This is a genomic window from Brytella acorum, assembly GCF_029309905.1.
Taxonomy (GTDB): Bacteria; Pseudomonadota; Alphaproteobacteria; order Acetobacterales; family Acetobacteraceae; genus Brytella; species Brytella acorum.
In genome coordinates this window covers 208975-229040 of record NZ_JARBJP010000004.1, presented here as the reverse complement: position 1 = coordinate 229040, position 20066 = coordinate 208975, and the positions used below count along the sequence as shown (strand labels likewise).

At 61.2% G+C, this 20066-nt stretch carries 18 protein-coding genes; 11 read left to right on the top strand and 7 right to left on the bottom strand.

The genetic code is table 11. The features are described 5' to 3' along the window. Positions 1 to 54: 54 nt before the first annotated feature. Positions 55 to 519, bottom strand: coding sequence for a hypothetical protein (locus PWM43_RS09425; RefSeq protein ID WP_289842236.1), 465 nt, complete (start codon positions 517 to 519; stop codon positions 55 to 57). A gap of 170 nt (positions 520 to 689) precedes the next feature. Between PWM43_RS09425 and PWM43_RS09420 the strand changes: the two genes are divergently transcribed. Further along, complete coding sequence (locus PWM43_RS09420; RefSeq protein WP_289842235.1) at positions 690 to 914, top strand: DUF3126 family protein; 225 nt, start codon at positions 690 to 692, stop codon at positions 912 to 914. 90 nt (positions 915 to 1004) lie between these two features. Here the strand turns inward: PWM43_RS09420 and PWM43_RS09415 are convergent, their stop codons facing one another. After that, a complete protein-coding gene (locus PWM43_RS09415; protein WP_289842234.1) occupies positions 1005 to 1589 on the bottom strand; it encodes a DUF2939 domain-containing protein in 585 nt (194 codons plus the stop codon). Between the two features lie 223 nt (positions 1590 to 1812). On the opposite strand from PWM43_RS09415, the gene PWM43_RS09410 reads away from it, so the two are divergent. From PWM43_RS09410 to pyk, 4 genes are all read left to right on the top strand, one after another. Continuing rightward, positions 1813 to 2610: a HesA/MoeB/ThiF family protein gene (locus PWM43_RS09410; protein ID WP_289842233.1), complete on the top strand. Its 798-nt coding sequence runs from the start codon at positions 1813 to 1815 to the stop codon at positions 2608 to 2610. Then, on the top strand, positions 2607 to 2984 hold the full coding sequence (locus PWM43_RS09405) for a DsrE family protein (protein WP_317134986.1): 378 nt from the start codon (positions 2607 to 2609) through the stop codon (positions 2982 to 2984). Before PWM43_RS09410 ends, PWM43_RS09405 begins: the two co-directional genes overlap by 4 nt. Before the next feature lie 75 nt (positions 2985 to 3059). Then, on the top strand, positions 3060 to 4019 hold the full coding sequence (locus tag PWM43_RS09400) for an SH3 domain-containing protein (protein ID WP_289842232.1): 960 nt from the start codon (positions 3060 to 3062) through the stop codon (positions 4017 to 4019). Positions 4020 to 4062: 43 nt separating this feature from the next. Beyond that, positions 4063 to 5514 carry a pyruvate kinase gene (pyk, locus tag PWM43_RS09395; RefSeq protein WP_289842231.1) on the top strand — a complete coding sequence of 484 codons (1452 nt, stop codon included), beginning with the start codon at positions 4063 to 4065 and terminating at the stop codon, positions 5512 to 5514. A 181-nt stretch (positions 5515 to 5695) separates the two neighbouring features. On the opposite strand, the gene PWM43_RS09390 is transcribed toward pyk, so the two are convergent. Beyond that, the gene (locus PWM43_RS09390; RefSeq protein WP_289842230.1) at positions 5696 to 7729 is read right to left on the bottom strand and encodes an NAD(+) synthase; all 2034 of its coding nucleotides are present in this window, start codon (positions 7727 to 7729) and stop codon (positions 5696 to 5698) included. Positions 7730 to 7942: 213 nt separating this feature from the next. On the opposite strand from PWM43_RS09390, the gene PWM43_RS09385 reads away from it, so the two are divergent. Beyond that, complete coding sequence (locus PWM43_RS09385; protein WP_289842229.1) at positions 7943 to 8113, top strand: DUF1328 domain-containing protein; 171 nt, start codon at positions 7943 to 7945, stop codon at positions 8111 to 8113. A 55-nt stretch (positions 8114 to 8168) separates the two neighbouring features. Here the strand turns inward: PWM43_RS09385 and PWM43_RS09380 are convergent, their stop codons facing one another. Both PWM43_RS09380 and PWM43_RS09375 read right to left on the bottom strand, forming a co-directional pair. Then, positions 8169 to 9368, bottom strand: a complete 1200-nt coding sequence (locus tag PWM43_RS09380) for an acyltransferase family protein (protein ID WP_289842228.1) — start codon at positions 9366 to 9368, stop codon at positions 8169 to 8171. After that, a complete protein-coding gene (locus PWM43_RS09375) occupies positions 9365 to 12190 on the bottom strand; it encodes a TonB-dependent receptor domain-containing protein (RefSeq protein ID WP_289842227.1) in 2826 nt (941 codons plus the stop codon). The genes PWM43_RS09380 and PWM43_RS09375 overlap by 4 nt, the downstream gene beginning before the upstream one ends. Before the next feature lie 721 nt (positions 12191 to 12911). Between PWM43_RS09375 and PWM43_RS09370 the strand changes: the two genes are divergently transcribed. From PWM43_RS09370 to PWM43_RS09360, 3 genes are read left to right on the top strand one after another with little or no spacing between them, the layout of a single operon-like run. Further along, on the top strand, positions 12912 to 14339 hold the full coding sequence (locus tag PWM43_RS09370; protein ID WP_289842280.1) for a cytochrome ubiquinol oxidase subunit I: 1428 nt from the start codon (positions 12912 to 12914) through the stop codon (positions 14337 to 14339). Between the two features lie 4 nt (positions 14340 to 14343). Then, positions 14344 to 15363 carry a cytochrome d ubiquinol oxidase subunit II gene (gene cydB, locus PWM43_RS09365; protein ID WP_289842226.1) on the top strand — a complete coding sequence of 340 codons (1020 nt, stop codon included), beginning with the start codon at positions 14344 to 14346 and terminating at the stop codon, positions 15361 to 15363. Next, complete coding sequence (locus PWM43_RS09360) at positions 15350 to 15499, top strand: DUF2474 family protein (protein WP_289842225.1); 150 nt, start codon at positions 15350 to 15352, stop codon at positions 15497 to 15499. Before cydB ends, PWM43_RS09360 begins: the two co-directional genes overlap by 14 nt. On the opposite strand, the gene PWM43_RS09355 is transcribed toward PWM43_RS09360, so the two are convergent. Both PWM43_RS09355 and PWM43_RS09350 read right to left on the bottom strand, forming a co-directional pair. Beyond that, positions 15453 to 17306 (bottom strand): FUSC family protein, encoded by a 1854-nt coding sequence (locus PWM43_RS09355; RefSeq protein ID WP_289842224.1) that lies wholly within the window; start codon positions 17304 to 17306, stop codon positions 15453 to 15455. The two genes, PWM43_RS09360 and PWM43_RS09355, sit on opposite strands and share 47 nt — an antisense overlap. A gap of 105 nt (positions 17307 to 17411) precedes the next feature. After that, positions 17412 to 18317 (bottom strand): LysR family transcriptional regulator, encoded by a 906-nt coding sequence (locus tag PWM43_RS09350; protein ID WP_289842223.1) that lies wholly within the window; start codon positions 18315 to 18317, stop codon positions 17412 to 17414. 234 nt (positions 18318 to 18551) lie between these two features. On the opposite strand from PWM43_RS09350, the gene PWM43_RS09345 reads away from it, so the two are divergent. Together PWM43_RS09345 and PWM43_RS09340 are read left to right on the top strand one after the other, a co-directional pair. Beyond that, positions 18552 to 19178, top strand: coding sequence for a PadR family transcriptional regulator (locus PWM43_RS09345; RefSeq protein WP_394356057.1), 627 nt, complete (start codon positions 18552 to 18554; stop codon positions 19176 to 19178). Positions 19179 to 19207: 29 nt separating this feature from the next. After that, the gene (locus PWM43_RS09340) at positions 19208 to 20023 is read left to right on the top strand and encodes a siderophore-interacting protein (RefSeq protein WP_289842221.1); all 816 of its coding nucleotides are present in this window, start codon (positions 19208 to 19210) and stop codon (positions 20021 to 20023) included. Positions 20024 to 20066 lie beyond the last annotated feature (43 nt).

The following is a 20066-nucleotide window of genomic DNA, read 5'->3' as shown; positions in this document are numbered from 1 at the left end:
ATAAATTTTAGGACATGCCTTCGATAATCTGTCGTCATGAAGCAGCTTGTGCGGTCAGGGTGCCTTGCCGGAAAGGGCTTCCGTGCAGTCCTGACGCTGGAAGGCCGTCTCCAGATCATGATCCTGCGCGAGACGCGACGCCATGACGCGCTTCCAACGGAGTGAGCCGCCATCACAAACCTCCCGACCTCCGAATGAGCTTCTGTGAGCCGGATCGAGCAGGCGAAGGCCCTCGCGCTCATCATGCATGAGACGCTGACGCAGGGCTGTCTGGAGACCTGATATGGCGGACTTCGGAGCCTCATGAAGAAAAGTGAGTGTCACCGAAGGGTCGAGAGCCGGATTGCCCGCGGCGAGGTCGCGCGCAAAGGATGACCAGCGTCGCCCGTCGGTCAGCGTCTGCGGTGTTTCGTAACGCCCGGTTTCGCGCAGCAGAACGGCCTGCGCACTGTCGTGCACCGGCAGCAGGTGCATCAGGCCGGACCAGAGCGGGACGAGGAAGGATGATTTGGCGACCATGCTGCGATCTGACAGGGGCCATGTGACAGTCCTGAGGCCGCAAGGCGGCGATTGCGGGGCAAGGTCGCGCTTCCCGGTTTCACGAACGGGGTCGATGCTGCTACAGAGCGACGCAGAGACCACAGGGCACGTGCGTCAGCGTCCGTCCCACAGATCGAAAGCATAATGCCATGGCCGCCATTTCCGCGTCGGAAATCACGCGACTGCAAACCACGCTGCGCCGCCTCCTGGGCTCCCCGAGCCTTCGGGTCAATGCCCCTCCCCGTCCCGGCCTTTCGGTCGAAATTTCCGCGCATGACGAGGTGATTGGCACCATTCACCGCGACGAAGACGAAGGCGAAGTATCCTACGCCGTCAACATCATCGTTCTTGAGGAAGACCTTCCTCCGGCCTGAACGAAAAATCCCCGCGCTCCTCTCGGAACGGCGGGGATTTTTTTTGCGGCTCGAACCTTCAGATGAAGGATATCTGGCAGATGATGGAGATCAGGCGGCCTTCGGCATCGTCACGCTTGTAATCTGCCAACGCCAATGCTCGAATTTCATCCGCAAAATGCCTTCCGGCTTGCCGCTCGCGGAGTAGAGGCGGGCCTCGAAACGGTCGGGGCCCGTAAAGTGAGCCGAGATACTCGACAGCAGGCTGGTCCAGGAGACGCTGCGGCTCGAAGGCGGCATCATGCGGGCCGCCAGATCAAGGATCATGTTGGGCGTCAGCCGCGTATCGATCGCGTGAGACACAGCGTCCGCGGCAAAGGCCGACCCGAAATCCGGAAGATCGTCATTGGTGGGCGGGGGACCGAGGATTTCGGTGATCGTGTCTTTCTTGAGGTTCGCATTCAGGGCACTCCAGTCGATATGGCTGGAAAGCGCACCGGCATTGTGCGCCAGCAACGCATCATTGACCGACCACAGCGCCATGAACGGAGAGAGAGCATAGGTCACGACCACGACCAGAAATGCCGCGACAGCCATGTGATGCCGACGGGGAACGGGAAGGGCTCGCGGCAACGCCCGGGCCATGACGGCAATGCCGGCAGCGGACATCTGTGGAAGGCGGGCGATGCGTCTCATGGTCTGTAGTCTCTCATGTCTCGAACTGAAAGCATTTCACGGCATGGAAGGATGCTACACTTCTGTAGCGGAACGACCTGTTTGGCAGCGACAACGGCCTTATCGCCCGTCCGGACGCGGCGTTTTAATCATGGCGGGAGAATGGCATCATCATTACGTGAAGTTCAACTAAAACCACACCGATTCCTTCTTTTCTTCCGTCCTTGCCATCATGATAGGCCCGATGAACGATCCTGCCGCGCCCGACCTGGACTTCTCGCCTGATGAACTCAGACGATATTCCCGCCACATCCTGCTGCCGCAGGTGGGTGCGATCGGACAGGCGCGTCTGCGAAAGGCCAGAGTGCTCCTGATCGGCGCAGGCGGCCTTGGATCGCCGGTCGCCCTCTATCTTGCCGCCGCAGGCGTTGGAACGATCGGGCTGGTCGATGCCGATCACGTCGACCTTACAAATCTTCAACGTCAGATCGTCTTTGACGGTTCCATGATCGGCACGTCCAAAGTTGAAGCCGCGCACCGGCGGCTCACGGCTCTCAACGAAGAGACGACCGTCATCGGCCATGACGTCCATGTGGACAGCGTTACGGCGGACGCCCTGATCGCGGGCTACGATCTCGTTTTTGACGGATCGGACAATTTCCCGACGCGCCAGACCGTGTCGGATGCCTGCGTACGCGCCGGAAAGACGCTGGTTTCGGGCGCCGTCTCCCAGTTTCAGGGCCAGCTTTCGACCTTTCGTCCGCAATTCGGAGGTCCGTGTTACCGGTGTCTCTACCCCGACATGACACAGGCCGACGCACTGACATGCGGGCAGGCCGGAATCCTTGGCTCGGTCACGGGTGTCATCGGAACATTGGCCGCCACGGAAATACTCAAGGAGATTACGGGTGTGGGCCGGAGTCTTCAGGGACGCGTCCTGCTCTGGGACGCGCTGGAAGGCAGCTTTCGATATCTTTCGCTGGAGCGCGACCCTCACTGTCCGGGATGCGGAGAAACCCGACCGGAACAGCACACATCATGAGCCGCCTTGCCATCACCCTGTCCGACCGCTCTTTCGCCCGCGCCCACCAGGCTTTCGTCATGGCGGCAAGCGCGCTCTCGCTCGGCCGGGACGTGCTTCTTTTCGCAGGAGGGCAAAGCGTTCTCGCCCTGACAGCCGAAACATGGGTCCGGCTCCACGGCGCGGAACAGGACGAAGCCCTCCAGAGATGCGGCGTGGCGGATTTCACGACCCTGCGGCAGGCCGTCATCGATCTCGGAGGCACGCTCATGGCGTGCGAGGCGGGCATGCGCATGACAGGTCTGGACGCGGCCGCGTTATGCGAGGGCGTGGAAGTCCGTGGTGCGGTTCATTTCCTCGAATGTGCCGGTAACGGCCCGTTCCTCGGTCTGTGAATCAATGACAGACATGCACCGCCTTCCGGCACGCCCCCCTTGCTCTCAGGCCGACAACTTGGCACCCATGCAACCATGACGAATCGCCGCTATGGTCTTCTTTCCTGCATGGTCGCATTGGCGTCGCTGGTCGCAGCCGGAACGACCGCCCACGCCGAGACTCATAAGAGCAAATCCGCCACCGCGAAGCACGCCCATGCCAAGGCTCATGGCGGGGAGACGACAGCCGCGAAGTCTCATGCTCATGCGGACGGCGATCATCACAAAAGCCGACATCACAAGAAGGCGGCCTCCAGCGCTCATGCTCACGCGGACGATCCGCCCGCCCGTCATCCCCATCATGCCCACGCTCATGTCGCCCCGCCCGTGAAAGCCGGAGCGGCGGCAGCGGGCGCGGGAACAGCCGCCGCGGTGGCGCCTGACGCGACCGACCAGTTGCCGCCCGACGCCGTGACGACAGGGCCGCAGGACAAGGGCACCAATACCGGCCTGCCCCTGCCGCGCTTTGCCGCGATGCGGGCGGACAAGGTCTATATGCGCAAGGGACCGGGTCAGCGCTATCCGATCGAATGGGTCTATCACCGCCGCGGCCTCCCCGTGAAAGTCGAGCGGGAATTCGACGTGTGGCGTCTTGTCGAGGATGCCGATGGCACAAAAGGCTGGGTCCATCAGGCCACGCTCGTGGGGCAGCGCACCTTCGTGATTCCGGGGGAACCTCCCACCGGCCGCACCGCCGCCGTGGGTGAAGCTTCTGCGAAAGCAGGCGATGTGATCGGTCGGGCGGATGCGCGTGTCACCGGACATGTCGCCAGTGAGCAGGAAGCACGCGACCTCAAGGGCGACTCCATTCTGTTCGCACGTGCGGACGAAGGCAGCGCCGTCGTCGCCGTCCTGGAACCTGGGACGGTCGGTAACATAAAGGAATGTCCCCAAGGCTCCGGATGGTGCCGCGTTGTCGTCAAGGGTTATAGTGGCTGGTTGCCGAGAAGACTGTTCTGGGGACTACTGCCGGGAGAGGTCATCCAACCTTCCTGACAGTTCGAACAGGATTTTCGCTACACAAGGCGGGAGTTAGAAAATGACGAGTTCCGATCGCGATCATCGCGAGTCCTCCGTTCGCAGAACCAAGATTGTGGCCACGCTCGGGCCAGCGTCCTCCTCGCGTGAAATGATCCGCACGCTCGCGCTCGCCGGAGCCAACGTGTTCCGTCTCAATTTTTCTCATGGTTCGCATGACGATCATGCGGAGCGGCACGCGACCATCCGGGATATCGAGGCCGAACTCGATCGTCCGATCGCCATTCTCGCGGACATGCAGGGGCCGAAGCTGCGCGTCGGAACGTTCGCCAATGGTCGCATCACCCTGCAGAAGGGTGAGCACTTCCGCCTCGATCTGGACCGCACGCCGGGCGACAACGCCCGTGTCTGCCTCCCGCATCCCGAAATTCTGGCCGCCGCCCAGCCGGGCTCGTCGCTCCTGCTCGATGACGGAAAGCTGCGGCTGAAAGTCCTCTCCAAGAGCGACAGCCACCTCGATACCGAAGTCATGGTTGGCGGCCCGCTTTCGGACCGCAAGGGCGTCAACGTGCCCGACGTGGTCCTGCCGATCCCGGCCCTGACGGCCAAAGACCGCAAGGATCTCGCTTTCGCGCTGTCGCTGGGCGTCGAATATATCGCGCTCTCCTTCGTGCAGCGTCCGGAAGACGTGCAGGAAGCGCGCGACCTGGTGGATGGCGCCGCCTGGATCATGACCAAGCTTGAAAAGCCCAAGGCCATGGATGCGCTGACGGAAATCGTCGCGCTTTCCGACGCGGTGATGGTGGCGCGTGGCGATCTGGGCGTCGAATTGCCGCCCGAGGAAGTGCCTCTGGCCCAGAAGCGGGCCATTCGCGAGGCACGCCGGCAGGGCAAGCCCGTTGTCGTGGCGACCCAGATGCTGGAGAGCATGATCACGAGTCCCAGCCCGACGCGCGCCGAAGTCTCGGACGTTTCGAACGCCGTATTCGACGGCGCCGATGCGGTCATGCTGTCCGCCGAGAGCGCGGCGGGCGACTATCCCAAAGAGGCCGTCGAAATCATGGCGCGCGTGGTGCGCCGGGTCGAGAACGACCCTGAGTGGCGGGCGCGTTTCGATGTGCTCCGCCCCGAGCATGACGGTTCCACAGCGGGCGCCGTCGCGGAAGCCGGCTGGCTGCTGGCACAAGCGGTCTCGGCGTCGGCGATCGTGGCCTATTCCGCCACGGGTCAGGGTGCACGTCGAATCGCGCGCGAACGCCCGACCTGCCCCGTTCTGGCTTTGACGCCTGACGATGACGTCGCGCGCCGCCTCTGTCTGTTGTGGGGTGTCCGCGCCCAGTCGGTCGGTCAGGAAATTCCGATTTTCGGAGTCGAGGGTCTGGTCGATCAGGCCGTCGAACTCGCCCGGCGCGAAGATTTTGCCCAAACCGGCGACAAGATCGTGCTAATGGCGGGCCTGCCTTTCGGCGAGCGCGGCTCGACCAACACGCTAAGGGTCATCGAAGTTTCCTGAGGCGCGGCCGTCTTTCCACCTTCGTTGGCTGGGTCGGTCCCACGGCCAGCGAAGGCGGGACATAAAAACAGAGCCACAGGGCTCCCTTTTTCTCTGCATGAGAGACGAGTCCCGCCGTCGCGTGTCCGGCTTGAATGTCCCCATGCGGCGTAGGACCATCTGGACTCGGCGGCAAGCGACCTTACGGAACGTTGCGGAAGAGTTCCTCGAGCCAGACCTCGGCATTGCCGTCGGACGGAGCGCGCCAGTCCCCACGGGGTGACAGACTGCCGCCGGGGGACAGCTTCGGGCCGTTCGGCATGGCTGAACGCTTGAACTGACTGAAACCAAAGAAACGCCGGATGAAGACTTCCAGCCAGTGACGGATCTGCGGGAGGTCATACGCGATCCGACGTTCGGCGGGAAAGTGGGCAGGCCATGCGCCATGCGCCGGGTCGCGCCATGCGACCTCCGCCATGAACGCGATCTTGGACGGTGCGAAGCCGTAGCGCAGCGTATAGAACAGGTTGAAGTCCTGGAGCGCGTAAGGGCCAACCTTCTCTTCCGTGCTTTGCACTCCCTTCACGTCGCCCGGAACCAGTTCGGGCGTAATTTCGGCGCTCACGATCTTTGAAAGAATTTCAGATACCGCCGCCGTCGTCTCCGGTTCGCGGGCCAGCCACCGGATCAGATGCTGGATGAGTGTCTTGGGCATCCCCGCATTGACGTTGTAATGCGACATCTGGTCGCCGACGCCATAGGTGCACCAACCCAGAGCCAGTTCGGACAGATCGCCCGTCCCGATCACGAGTCCGTCTTTCTGGTTGGCGATCCGGAACAGGAAGTCGGTCCTTAACCCCGCCTGTATATTTTCAAAGGTGATGTCGTAAACTGGCGCGCCGTCCCCGGCCGGATGTCCGATCGTTCGCAACATTTGCGTCGCCGTCGGACGGATATCGAGTTCATGTGCCGATACGCCAAGGGCATTCATCAGTGCATGGGCATAGCCCAGACTTTCGCCGCCCGTCGCGAAGCCGGGCATCGTGTAAGCTTCCACATGATCGCGTCCCCAGCCCAGTTCATCGGCAACGCGCGCCGCCACGACGACGGCCAGCGAACTGTCCAGTCCACCGGAAACGCCGATCACCATGCGGCTCGCACCGCTTGCGCGCATGCGCTGCGTGAGAGCGCTCACCTGAATCGTCCAGGCTTCGTAACAGTCCTGTGCCAGCCTGCGATCGTCGCTGGGAACGAACGGAAAGCGGCTGATCTCCCGCCGCAATCCGATATCCTCTGTCGGGGGCGTCAGGGTGAATGCGATGCGTCGCCATTCCATCTTGGCATTCGCATCCGCGCACGCGCCAAAACTCCCCATCCGCATCCGTTCCTGTCGCAACAGATCCAGATCCACATCCGCCAGCACATAATCGGCGCCCTCGGGAAAACGTGTCGATTGCGCCAGAAGCCTTCCGGCTTCGTAAATCGAGACCTGGCCGTCCCAGGCCACGTCGGTCGTGGACTCACCCACGCCCGCGGCCGCATAGACATAAGCACACAAGGCTCGCGCCGATTGCGAACGACACAGCAGATCGCGATCCTCGGATTTCCCGATCGTGATGTTGCTGGCGGAAGGGTTCGCGATGATCGTCGCGCCCGCGAGCGCCAGAGCCGTCCCCGGAGGCTGGGGAACCCAGAGATCCTCGCAGATTTCCACGCCGAGCGTCAGCCCGCGCAGATCCTCGGCCTCGAACAGGAGGTCTGTTCCGAACGGAACGTGATGACGGCCGATCCGTATTGTTTCCCCACGCCGCCCGATCCCCGGCGCGAAATGCCGCGCCTCGTAGAATTCACGGTAATTGGGGAGATAGGATTTGGGGACGACGCCAAGAATGCGGCCACGCTGCACGATAACAGCCGTGTTGAAGAGACGATCCGCGTGTCGCAACGGCGCGCCGACGACCATCACGCAGCGCCACGCCTGGCTGGCCTCGACGAGGTCTGTCAACTGCTCTTCCACGGCGTCCAGAAGAGCATCCTGCATGTGCAGATCTTCGATGGCATAGCCTGACAGACAGAGTTCCGGGAAGGTGACGATGGCGGCTCCCCGCCCGTCGCAGACCACGGCCATCTCGATGATCCGGGCGAGGTTGGCTTGGGGATCGGCAAGCCGCACGGGAACGGTGCAGGCTGCGAGCCGCGCGAAGCCGTGGCGATACAGGTTGCGAAACTCAGCCAAAGATCGGGCCTCCCTCGTGTCGAAGATCCTGATCTATCACACTCGGAAGGATCATGACGACGCCTGATCGGCCTCACGCGGCGCGTCCCCGGTCAACATGAAGCCGATGTTATTTTCGTGTTGAACTTCTGCGCGGGTCGTCGCGTTGAGGGAATGAACATCCCAACCGTGGCGTCACTTCCGTGGCCCCGTCATAAGAATGGAACCTTGATCATGGACCTGTTGCGCTGGACTGTCATTTTCCTGATTCTGGCCCTTATCGCAGGTGTACTGGGCTTCGGTGGACTTGCGGGAAGCTTCGCCTATCTTGGCAAGATCCTGTTCTTCATCTTTGTGGTCCTGCTGATCTGCAGCTTCATTTTCGGACGCGGACGCAGCATCTGAACTGACAGGAACGAGCGCGTCCCCGGGTGCCTGAGGACACCCGGAGACGCGCTTTTTATAATTTCACGATCATCCGACGACGCCAGAGCATCCATTCCGGCACAAAACACGCCGCCGCGAAAACAAGAGCAAACGCCAGGGATGTCGCTTTTGTGGATACCGGCACCGCGAAAAATGCGTAAATCCAGCTGAGAAGCGAGTCCGATGGCCCGCTCGGAGCGGGCAGTGCGATGAAGGTTTCGATCAAAAACCCTGAAAACATGTAAGCCACAAGGGCATTGGTCCCAAAAATCTGCATGGGTCTGAGAAGGCCTGCGGCAAGACGGCTCTTTTCATGCAGACGCGCGCCGTCGAAGATCTGGTGGAAAAAAGCGAGCAACAGCAATCCCCACCCCGCACTCCACAACACATACGAACTGCTCCAGAGGGATTTATTGATCGGAAAGAAGGGCGCCCAGCACGCACCGGCAGCCAGTGCGATTAATCCGCTCACCGCGAGCGCGCTTGGCGCGGACGCAGAACCACGTCGCAAAAAACGACCCGTTATCACGCCCAAAATGGTCGTCGCCAGGGCGGGAAGCGTGCTCAAAAGGCCTTCCGGATCCCAACGGCCTTCATAGAGGCGCCCGGTATGGAGCCAGGCCTGGGACCAGTCCGTGATGCCGCGATCCATCCACGCGGCCAGATTGCGTTCAGGATCGAAGAGCGGAAAACTCGTCCCCGGCGTTCCGAGCCCCGGAACCGGAACATAACGCATCAGCACCCAGTATCCGACCAGCAGAAACGCGCCCAGCAGGGGCATGGCTTTCGGGCGCGGCACCCAGACGACGAGGAGACCGACCGTCAGATAGCAGATGACGATCCGCGTCAGAACGCCATAGAACCGGAAATGCGCGAGATGATGAAGCGTGAAATGGGGATAGAGGCCGAGCAGGATCTCAAGGGCGAACAATATCCCCGCGCGCCGCGCGATATGCCATGACAGCATCGACCGCGAATCTCCACGGGCGACGCGCCGGTCGAGCGCCAACGGAATCGAGCACCCGACCAGAAATAGAAACGTCGGAAACACGAAATCGGCAAGCGTAAAGCCATTCCATGCGGCGTGCAGAAGCGGGGCATAGACATGGGCCCAGTCTCCCGGATCGTTGACGACGATCATGACGGCAACCGTCAGACCTCTGAGCGCATCGACGGAGACGATCCGTCGATGCGGAACCGCCTGGGGGACGGCGACACCCTCATCAATCGTCAAAAGTGAACCTGCGCCTTGATATACATGTAGCGCCCCGCGTAATCGTACATTCCCGGCGATGTGTTGTAGGACCCGTTCGCGTAGAAATTCGGGTTCCGTCCGGCGAGGTTTTTCACGCCCGCGGTGACCGTGTAGATATTCCCGCGATAGGTCACCATCAGGTCATGATACCACGCCTGATTGGTTTTCCACCACATCGACAGTCCCGGACCATAGGACGTATTCGGATAAAATGAAAATCCGTCTATAAAACGAACCATATAGGTAACGTTCCAGCGCCCATGGCTCCATGTCGCCGTTCCGTTTCCGACCCATTTCGGCACCCCCGCGTCGGTCGCAAGGTAGCTGATGAGCGCCTGGCCGTCCTGGCTCTGGGACTTGTAGGACATAATGTCCTGAATATCGGCGCCGAAGCTCAATGTGTTCTGATAGTCGAGCGGCTGGGTGTAATGGGCTGCGATATCCAGACCATCCTCGATGAACGCGCCGGTGTTCTCATGATAGCGTGAAATCGGATAAAGCTGTCCGTCGATGTCGCGACCATGCAGGATCGAACAATACGAACTTGAAAGATTGGCGCTCGTATAGCATCCGTTCAGTTCGGTCGCGAGCGAGGGATAACCGATCGTCTCGGTGATGTGCGTGTGGAAATAGTCCACCGTCGCGGTCAGGCCGGGCAGCCAGCGTGGTGTGAGGATCGAGCCGATCACATAGGTGCGCGAGATTTCCGGCTGAAGCTCTGGATTACCGCCCGTTTCGTATTTCAGCGAACCGTTGGTCTGCTTGAACGTCGCAGGGTTGACGCCCTGCGCGCGGCAGTTCGCCACGATCGTCGCCTGCTGGGACGTCGGATAGGTTCCGACATAAGCGCAGGGGTCGCGCGTACCGGTCAGGCTGATTGTTGCGCCCTGATACAGGTTGATGATCGTCGGCGCGCGGAAGCCCGTCGCGATGTTGGCTCGGAAGCTCACATCCTTCGTCGGCGCGTAGATCAGACCGGCATGCCAATTATAGGTCTGGCCATACGTGTTGTAGTGCGAGAAACGTCCCGACGCCTCGGCTGAAAGAGCCTTGGCCCCTGGAAGATCCTTCAGCAGCGGAATGCTCAACTCGCCGAAAACCTCCGTGACGTTGTAGCCGCCGCTGGTGTTGTTGCGGTACTGATTGGAATTCAGTCCTGCGATATCCTCGGGCGACGCCTTGAAGTAACCGTCCAGACCGCGATGCTCGACGCCAACCGCGATACCGAGCGGACCGTAAGGTAGCCGTGCCAGATGCTTGTTGGCGAAGGTGAGCTGGGTATCGCGCATTTCCTGGCCGGACGGATAGGTATCCGTGAAGCCGATATAATTCGCCGCCGCCTGCGACATCGGGCCCGCGAACGGATTCCATGCGGCGCAGCCCTGCGATTGCGCACAGAGATTGGGGTCGTAATAACCCTGGGTCGAGCCGGCACCTCCTGTCTGGCGGAAGCCCAGCGCATTCTCCATATTGCGCCAGTTGACCTCCCCGCTCTCGGTGGAACCCGTGACGGTCTTGCCGTAGGAGAAGAACCAGTCATAAGTCCAGCCACCGGAGTTCGGAAGGTCCCCACGCGCGCCACCCGTGAACTGGAACGAGTTGATGGCATTATAGCCGTAACGGCGGCCGATGCCGAACATGCGCTGATAGAGTGCGACATCCTCGCCGAACGGATTGCCCGGCTCTCCCGACGGCACCACCATCGCACCGGAATTGCCGGTCAGAGTCGTCGCGGGAGTTGCGACATACATCGGTGTGCCGATTTCCTCCGTCTGTGTATGCGCGAAATAATTCGACGTGTAGAGTTGCAAATGCGAGTTGACGTCGTAATGCCCGGTGACGTTCAGGTTTCCGATCTGCTGCTCGGAGATGATCTGATTGTCCTGAGAATAGTCGTAATTGTCGCCCCAGCTATAGGGACTATAGGTTCCGTTGGAATTCTGGATGACGGAATTGGCGACGCCATCGCTATGCGCGGTCAAGGGTTTGCCGCCATTGACGGCTGCGAAAACCGGTTGGGGTCCATACTGGGAACCGAAATACTGGTCCTGCCCCGGTGGATTGTTGACCTTGGCTTCCTGCATGGCCCATTTGCGCTGATCTGCGGCCATGGGCGCCTGATAGTTGTAGGAACCTGCGATTGTGAAATTGCCGCGGTCATGATCGAAATTGAAACCATGCGCGATCGTGACGGCCGCTGTCTGGTCGTCTCCGTATTCACTGATGCCGCCATTGGCCGTGACGGTCGTGCCCGTGAAATTCTTCTTGAGGATGATATTGACGACCCCCGCGATCGCGTCGGCGCCATAGCTCGTCGAAGAACCGTCCTTGAGAATTTCGATCCTGTCGATCATGGCGGGCGCGATCGAGTTCACATCGGGACAGTCGACGGTGCTGTTGCCGTTCACCATGCGATGTCCGTCGACCAGAACCAGCGTCCGTGCCGTGCCAAGGCTGCGAATATTCAGACATGAGCCGCCAGCGTTGCTGAATGTGTTGCCGGAGAAGCCCATTGAGGGAATACGGGCAAAGATGTCGCCCGTCGTCATGGACGATGATTGCTGGATCTGATCGGCCGTAATGACGGCCACAGGCTGGATTTCAGCAGTTTCCCTGGCGCCCAGATGCGTTCCGACGACCGTGATCGTCTCGCTCTTGCCGTCCTGCGTCTTTGAGACCGACTGCTTCCTGGCGCTCGGATTGCCAATCTGCTGCCCATTCGTCGTCCCGGGAAGCGATATGATCTGCGCATGGGCCGAAGTCGTGACCGCGAAAGCAACCACCGACACGCCAGCAGACAAAACTGATCGCTTATATGCCTTGAGATAGCCTTGCTTCACTTCAGCCCCTCCGCCTGTTCCGGCGGACTCCAGAATCCACCTATAACGGAACGATCCGATATCGAAGTGTTTTCAGTCTATTTCAAAAACGATATCTGGCATTAACTTTAAGTTATGACCTGTTGCATTCGCGGCGTCATCCGGCCGACGCGCCGACGTTAACCGCATGTCGAGCTCCTCGTCCAGAAACAGGGTTTCCACCCGAGCGGGACAGTTTCGGAAAGCCCCCCCAATGCGTTCATCAGACAAATTCAGCCATCCACGAGCGTCACTGTCTTTCAGGTACCGCCTCCCTCAGCGGAGCCGGACCATGGCGTGTGAGAAATGGATGAAGCCCCGGGATGCGCAAAGAATTTTCTCGCGTCCAGGATGATGTTCCGGAAAGGTGAAGCTGCACATCGTGCCTGCACGCCAGCTCTGCCAGCGTCTGTTCGCCCCGGATCGTCTCCGGCGCGATCCGCGATTTGAATTCCCCCGAATATCGTTTCATCGCAACCATGCCCATAAACAACTCGCACTCTCTCCGCCGATATCGACGGAAACGTTCCCAAGATCCCGTCCTCAACCAAACCTGACGGGAAGGCGCTGCGTATGCAGGTATATCTTTTTATTTTGGAACCAATTCACCCCGTCGCGTTCATATCTATCTGCGGGTTTATATCGCGAAAACAGGTGTGAGATGATGACGTCGGCCTCCGCGCTGCTGCTGGCGCGATTTCAGTTCGCCTTCACGGTGGGGTTTCACATCGTTTTCCCCGCATTCTCCATCGGCCTGGCGGCCTATCTGGCCGTGCTCGAAGGACTTTGGCTCAAAACCGGTCGCTCGGCCTATCTCGACCTCTATCGCTACTGGATCAAGGTTTTCTCGGTCGTCTTCGCAATGGGCGTCGTGTCGGGTCTGGTCATGTCCTACGAATTTGGGACAAACTGGTCTCTCTTCGCACGTAAAGCCGGACCTATCCTTGGCGTTCTCCTCTCCTACGAGGTGATGACGGCCTTTTTTCTGGAAGCCGGATTTCTGGGCGTCATGCTGTTCGGCATGAACAAGGTGGGGCAGAGACTGCATTTCTTCGCCACCTGTGTCGTCTCGATCGGCACGCTCATTTCCATGACATGGATCCTCGCCTCCAACTCCTGGATGCAGACACCCAGAGGCTACACCATCGATCCGGCGACCGGCCGTTTCCTGCCGGACGACTGGCTGGCGATCATTTTCAACCCGTCTTTCCCTTACCGCCTGGTCCATATGGGCATGGCCTCGTTTCTTTCCGTCGCGTTCGTGGTCGGCGGGACGGCCGCGTGGCACATGCTGAGGGCGCGCCGTCATGGCAAACTACCCAGCGAACAGATCCGACTGATGTTTTCGATGGCCATGTGGATGGCCACCATCGTCGCACCGCTACAAATCCTCGCCGGTGACGCCCACGGCCTGAACACCCTGAAATATCAACCCGTCAAAATCGCCGCCATGGAAGGCGACTGGGAAAGCGAAGGGCGCGCGCCCGAACTGCTGTTCGGCATTCCGAACATGAAGACCGAACATACGGATTATGCGATCAGGCTGCCGCTGGCGGGCTCCCTCATCCTGACGCACAGCCTTGATGGCAAAGTGCCGGGCATGAAGGATTTTCCGCGAGACCAGAGACCACCCTCACCCGTCATCTTCTTCTCATTCCGTATCATGATCGCGCTGGGTATGCTGATGGCCGCGACCGGTCTTCTGTCGCTCTACATGCGCTGGCGCGGACGGCTCTATGTCAGCCCGTTTCTCCACAGGCTTGCACTGATCATGGCCCCGGCGGGATTCATCGCCCTGCTATGCGGCTGGGTCACGACCGAGGTCGGCCGCCAGCCGTGGACCGTTTACGGGCTTCTGCGGACGGAGCAGAGCGTCTCGCCCATCATGCTTCCAAGCATGGCCATTTCGATGACCGCCTTCGTGATCGTCTATGTTTTTGTGTTTGGTTCCGGCCTTGTCATCCTGATGCGGATGCTATCGCGCCAGCCTGTAGCTGACGAACACGATGCCAGCCAGGAAACACCAGCGGATATCCTGGCCGCGCGTTCCCATCCCGAGACAGTGCTTCAACGTCCCAGAGACGGAGTCTGAGGTCATGACCGGCATCGCATACTGGCTCCCTGTCATCTGGTCCGTCATCCTGGCTTCGGCGATCATGATCTACGTCGTCCTCGATGGCTTCGATCTCGGCATAGGCATGCTGTTCGCGGTCGAACGCGACCGTGGCCGTCGGGACGTCATGGTCAACACCATCGCACCCGTCTGGGACGGTAACGAAACATGGATGGTCCTTGGCGGCGCGGTGCTGTACGGGGTCTATCCCGGCGCCTATGCAACCCTCCTTCCAGCTCTGTACATTCCCATCCTGCTCATGCTCCTCGCCCTGATTTTTCGTGGCGTGGCCTTCGAGTTCCGTATCCTGACCCGGGACCGCGGTACGGAGGCCTTGTGGGATCTCGGCTTCATGATCGGATCCGGCCTCGCCGCCTTCTGTCAGGGCGTCATCCTCGCCGGTGTCATTCAGGGCGTGTCCGTCACGAATGGCGCCTTCAGCGGCGGGCCGCTGGACTGGCTCACGCCTTTCAGCGTGGTCTGCGGGCTGGCGGTCATGTGTGGTTATACCCTTCTCGGCGCCTGCTGGCTCGTATGGCGCACGGATGACGTTCTGGAACAGAACTGTCGACGCTGGGCCGGTGTCCTGGCCATCGGACTCTTCGTCTCGATTGCCGCCGTCAGCTTCTGGACGCCGACTCTCAACGCGCCATATCTGACGCGCTGGACCATCTGGCCCAATATCGCATTCGTGGCGCCGGTTCCGGTTCTGGTCGTAGTACTCGGCTTCCTGTTCCAACGCGGTCTGCGCCAAAAGCATCCCCTTTCCCCGTTCCTGTGCACGCTCGGCTGGTTTTTCCTGTGCCTGACGGGACTGGGCATCACGATATGGCCCTACGCCGTGCCGCCGACCCTGACCTTGTGGGACGTCTCATCGCCGCCCAAAAGCCAGATTTTCCAGCTCGCCGGGACAGCGATCCTGCTTCCCATCATTTTGGCCTACACGATCTATTCCTATCGTGTGTTTCGCGGAAAGGTGACGGCCGCCGATGCCTATCATTGAAATCGTCGGAGGCCAGGGCGAGGCCGCTCCCCAAAGCCTCAGTCGGCGACTGGGCTGGTTCGTCCTGATCTGGATCGCCAGCACCGCGGCTATTTTTCTCGCCGCCGGGGCGATCCGTCTCCTCGTGCCGCACTGAGCGACAACTCCTGAGCGGGATGGAAATGCCCGGCAAGCCCCTGAACGGCAGCCCTTATGCCGGGCGAGACATCGGAACGTTTCTCAAGACCGTGCAGGACCATAAGCGCCGTCTCGGAGAGACTGTCACTGTCTTTTCGCCATGCCCGCAGAAAAACCCGCAGGCGCAACCGAACGCCGTTCGGCGTACTGGCCGACTTCACGGCGTCACACAGTTCGATCACCCACATACCCAGCACCATGGCCTGCATGTGCCGGTCCATATAGGCCAGCATGGTCTCGCGTGGGACGCCCTGGCAGGTCCTGACGGCCCGCACCATGCTGTCGGCGTTGGACGCCAGCCATTGATGGATGGAAAGGCGGTTCCGCGTACGTCCCAGGGACTGAAGCTGTGTTTCCACCCAGGCCGCGATGCGCTTCAGATGGCTGTCGGCCCGGAAAGGAAACACCACGCCGAAGGTCAGCCTCGCAAAAAGGACCGCCCCAAGAAACGCGCTCGCGCCATTCAGAAACGAGATCTCGTCGTAGCGGTCCAGATTGGACGGTCCGATCAGCACGGGCAGGAACATATTGAACGAAAAGGCGTGATTGACGAGCCGGGGGGCACGGGCCGCGAGTCCCCCGACCATCATCGGCACCAGCATCAGGATGCCGAGATATTCCGGTGTCGTGACGGCGGGCATGACGAGAAAGACGTAGAGACCCGCAACCGCCGCGCACCACACGGCACCGCGTAAAAATCCCCCCGACGCCAGGGCGGGCACCTCCCGAGTCGCCAGAAGTCCGTACACCAGCGCCACGAACGACACGAAAGCGGCGCCTGAAGACCACGCGGTCACCTCCCACAGGAGCCACGCCCCGATGATCCCGAAGGCCGCGCGCAGACCATTGGAGACCGCTTCGATCATCTGGCGGGACGAGCGCGTCCGGAACACAAAGCGATCCCCGCGAAACGGAGACATAATGGCCTGGATATGGTTCCAGGCCGCCTTGAGATCGGGTTCCAGATCGCGCGCGGTGCCACCGCCCCGCGTGCGCGCCAGCACCGCGAGCAGACGCGCGAGCGTCGCCCGGGCATGATCGGCGCTCCGCCGCATCCCGGGGCCCATCTCCAGCACGTCGAATTCGATGCGCGTGTTCGCATCGACCAGTTCCGTCAACAACCGGCTTTCGGCCTCGATGTCGAACGGGACCGTCGCGGCCGTCCGCGCCGCGATCGTCTCGGTGATCTGGCGCAGGCGTCCGATCAGTCGGCGGCGCGCTTCCTGCCGGACGCCCGGCAGAAATATGGCCGCAAGCGCCGCCTCGCAGGCAATGCCAAGAATGATATACGTGCCGCGCGCCATCGCCACGTTGAAAACGTCATCCGGCTGGCTGATCGCACCCGTCGCAACGATCGCCGAGGTGAAACTCATCACCAGAAGACCGTAGCGCCGATATCCGTCGAAGAATGTCGCCAGACCGCAGCACAGACCGATCCACAACGCCAGCGACGCGAAAAACAGGCCCGCCGCCTGGGGAAAGAGCGCGATCAGCACGATCCCGACGCAACATCCCACCACCGTGCCGACGAGACGCCATCGCGCCTTGGAAAGCGTTTCTCCCCGCGATGCGGTCGCCACCACCCAGACCGTAAGCGGCGCCCATTGCGGACTGCCCATCTCCATCCACATGGCGATGAGCAAAGACAGGATCGCCGCGACCGAGGTGCGGAGGGCGAATCCCAGATTCCCGAGAGACGGCGCGAACAGCCACCGCCAGCGTTCGATCAAACCCGCAGGCCAGAGGCCAATCGCTCTCCCGTCCACAGGTAACGCTCTCTCCATCCAGAAAACCCGCAGGCTGCAAAAATCCGGAAGGCAGGTCCAAGACTTTGTGGTGATGTCATCATAAGGGGAATTTATGATGCGTCATCAGACCCGCAGAACATCTTTCAGAGCGAGACTGCGGGCAATATGCCAGCTTCGCGTCATCAGGGCCGTCTCAACCGGTTGCCGAAGACGTACAAGACCGACGCCGTGTGTGGGGCAAGGCTCCATGCGCCGGATCTGAAGCGTGTTGTGGTGAATACGATGGTCAGGCAGCGCGGCGAGAGGCAGGATCGTCGCCAGCCGCCCCGCCAGCAGCTCCGCGTAAAGCACTTCCAGAGAGTTCGTTTCCAGAAGAACGGTCGGCTTCACGCCCGCGGCGTCAAAGCACTCATCGACGATCTGGCGGCTTCGCATGCTCTGCCCGAGCAGACACAAAGGCACCTCCGCCACATCGGCCCAGCCACAGCTCCGGCGCGTCGGCAGCGCCATGCCGGCCGGAGCCGCGAATACATGCTGCTCGGCATACAGCTCATGGGTCTCGAAAGCGCCGTCGGACGGAACCTGATCCAGATAGATCAGGCCCAGGTGAAGTCGATGCTCCGCCAGGTCGCGCAGAACTTCGGCGCTGGCCGATACAGTCAGCTCGATATGAAGCGCGGGAATGGCGGCACGCAGGCTTTCCATCAGCGGACGGGTCACCTGAATGGCCGGAGGCATGACGCCGAGCGACAAGGTTCCGCCCGCGATGTCCTGAGCAAAATGGGCTTCCTGCCTGAGTCCGTCGAGCGCGGCCACAGTCTGGCGCGCCCATGCCAGAACACGCTCTCCCTCCGCCGTCAGGCCGAACACGCGGCGGTTCCGCCGCACGATCGGCAGACCGAGTTCATGCTCAAGCTGGCGGATCGCCATGGAAAGCGCTGGCTGGGAAACCCCGCAGTGGTCCGCCGCCCGCGAGAAATGCCGGAACTGGTCAAGGGCAATCAGGTAGGTCAGTTGACGCAGAAACACATGATTTTCCTGTGGAGAGAAGACCGCGAAACTGTGTGCGTCCGCGACGGCCTTGGCAATCGCGGGAAGCGTTCGACTCGCAGGCGCGGCTCAGCGAGCGCGTCGTCCTGAAACGTAAATACTGCTTCTTTTCAGGGTTCTGAGTTTTCGCATCCCAACTTTTCCGAGTCCTCGCAAACAAGTCTTGAATTATATCTTAAGATCTATATATCTTACGACATGTCTAGAGAACACATGCACAAACATCATCGTCGTCCCTCTTTCTTCGCCGCTGCCTTCCAGGCGGCCGGTCGCGCCCATGGAGGGCGCTGTTTCGGCCGTGGCTTCGGAGGCTTCGGTCGGGGATTTGGCGGCGGTGATTTCCCGGCAGGCCGCAAGTTCAGCTCGGAGGAACTCCAGCTGCTCCTGCTCGCCCTGCTGGCCGAGAAGCCGGCGCATGGCTACGAACTCATCCGCCAGCTCGAAGAAAAATCTGGCGGTTTCTATGCCCCCAGCCCCGGCATGGTCTATCCCGCGCTCACCTATCTCGATGAAATCGGCCGCGCCGCCGTCACGCAGGACGGCAACCGCAAGCTCTACACCCTGACCGACGAGGGGCGCGCTTTTCTCGAAGCCAACCGCGCACGGGTGGATATCATTCTCGACATGCTGAACCGCATCGGCAGCCGCATGGGCGACGTGCGCGATGCCTTTGCCGGTGTCGACGCCGCGGACCCGCAGGCCGCGGAAGACGTTCATCTGGCCCGCCGTTCGATCAAGCAGGCCCTGATGCGCAAGCGTGGCTGCTCCGCTGACGAGGCCCGGCGCATTGCGCGGATCCTCAACCGCGCCGCCGCCGAAATCCTCAGCAATCCGGACTGATCACCCAGTTTCAGGACTCTCCTATGGACATGCCATTTCCCTCCCTCGCACCGACCCGCGTGCGACATCCGCTCAGGCAACGGATGCTGCAGGTCGCCCGCGTCGAAGCGGTTTCACCCCGCATGCGAAGGGTCATTTTCACCGGCGACGATCTCAGGGATTTCGTCACCAGCGCTCCCGATGATCACGTCAAACTCGTCTTTCCCCTTCTCGGCGACGACAGACCCGTCCGCCGTGAAACGGCGCCCGAAGGCAGCCCGGGCAGCGATCCGTCTGTGCCGCATGTCATGCGCCAGTACACCCCACGCGCCTTTGATCCGCGCGCACGGGAACTCGCCATCGAATTCGTCCTGCACGGACATGGCCCGGCCACCCGCTGGGCCGCGCAGGCCTGTCCCGGACAATGGCTGGGCATGGGTGGTCCCAAAGGGTCGCTTCTGGTGCCCGATATTTACCAAGCCTGGCTGCTCATCGGCGATGAAACGGCCCTTCCCGCCATCGCCCGGCGGCTGGAGGAAATGCCCGCAGGTCGACGGGTTACGGCCCTTATCGAGGTCGCCGACGCGCAGGAAAAACGGCCTCTCGCCACGAAGGCCGACGCCACCATCCAGTGGCTTCCGCGCAAAGGCATCGCGGCCGGACGGTCGGAGCTTTTGCAAGAAGCTCTGTGGCATACGTCCTTTCCGGCACGGAGCACCTATATCTGGATCGGGGCGGAAATTGAAACGGCGCGTACGTTGCGGGACATTCTGATTCGCGAACGCGGGGTTTCGCGCGAACAGGTTCGTGCCGCGGGATATTGGCGCCACGGCGTCGCCGATGGGGGATCACGCGTCGAAGACTGAGACGCAGCGGCCTTGAAGCGAGACGGCCCGGCGCGTAGGACAA

Coding starts and splice junctions, on each gene's coding strand:
- PWM43_RS09425 (WP_289842236.1), bottom strand. CDS start 519: ATGGTCGCCAAATCATCCTTCCTCGTCCCGCTCTGGTCCGGCCTGATG.
- PWM43_RS09420 (WP_289842235.1), top strand. CDS start 690: ATGGCCGCCATTTCCGCGTCGGAAATCACGCGACTGCAAACCACGCTG.
- PWM43_RS09415 (WP_289842234.1), bottom strand. CDS start 1,589: ATGAGACGCATCGCCCGCCTTCCACAGATGTCCGCTGCCGGCATTGCC.
- PWM43_RS09410 (WP_289842233.1), top strand. CDS start 1,813: ATGAACGATCCTGCCGCGCCCGACCTGGACTTCTCGCCTGATGAACTC.
- PWM43_RS09405 (WP_317134986.1), top strand. CDS start 2,607: ATGAGCCGCCTTGCCATCACCCTGTCCGACCGCTCTTTCGCCCGCGCC.
- PWM43_RS09400 (WP_289842232.1), top strand. CDS start 3,060: ATGACGAATCGCCGCTATGGTCTTCTTTCCTGCATGGTCGCATTGGCG.
- pyk (WP_289842231.1), top strand. CDS start 4,063: ATGACGAGTTCCGATCGCGATCATCGCGAGTCCTCCGTTCGCAGAACC.
- PWM43_RS09385 (WP_289842229.1), top strand. CDS start 7,943: ATGGACCTGTTGCGCTGGACTGTCATTTTCCTGATTCTGGCCCTTATC.
- PWM43_RS09370 (WP_289842280.1), top strand. CDS start 12,912: ATGACGTCGGCCTCCGCGCTGCTGCTGGCGCGATTTCAGTTCGCCTTC.
- cydB (WP_289842226.1), top strand. CDS start 14,344: ATGACCGGCATCGCATACTGGCTCCCTGTCATCTGGTCCGTCATCCTG.
- PWM43_RS09360 (WP_289842225.1), top strand. CDS start 15,350: ATGCCTATCATTGAAATCGTCGGAGGCCAGGGCGAGGCCGCTCCCCAA.
- PWM43_RS09345 (WP_394356057.1), top strand. CDS start 18,552: ATGCACAAACATCATCGTCGTCCCTCTTTCTTCGCCGCTGCCTTCCAG.
- PWM43_RS09340 (WP_289842221.1), top strand. CDS start 19,208: ATGCCATTTCCCTCCCTCGCACCGACCCGCGTGCGACATCCGCTCAGG.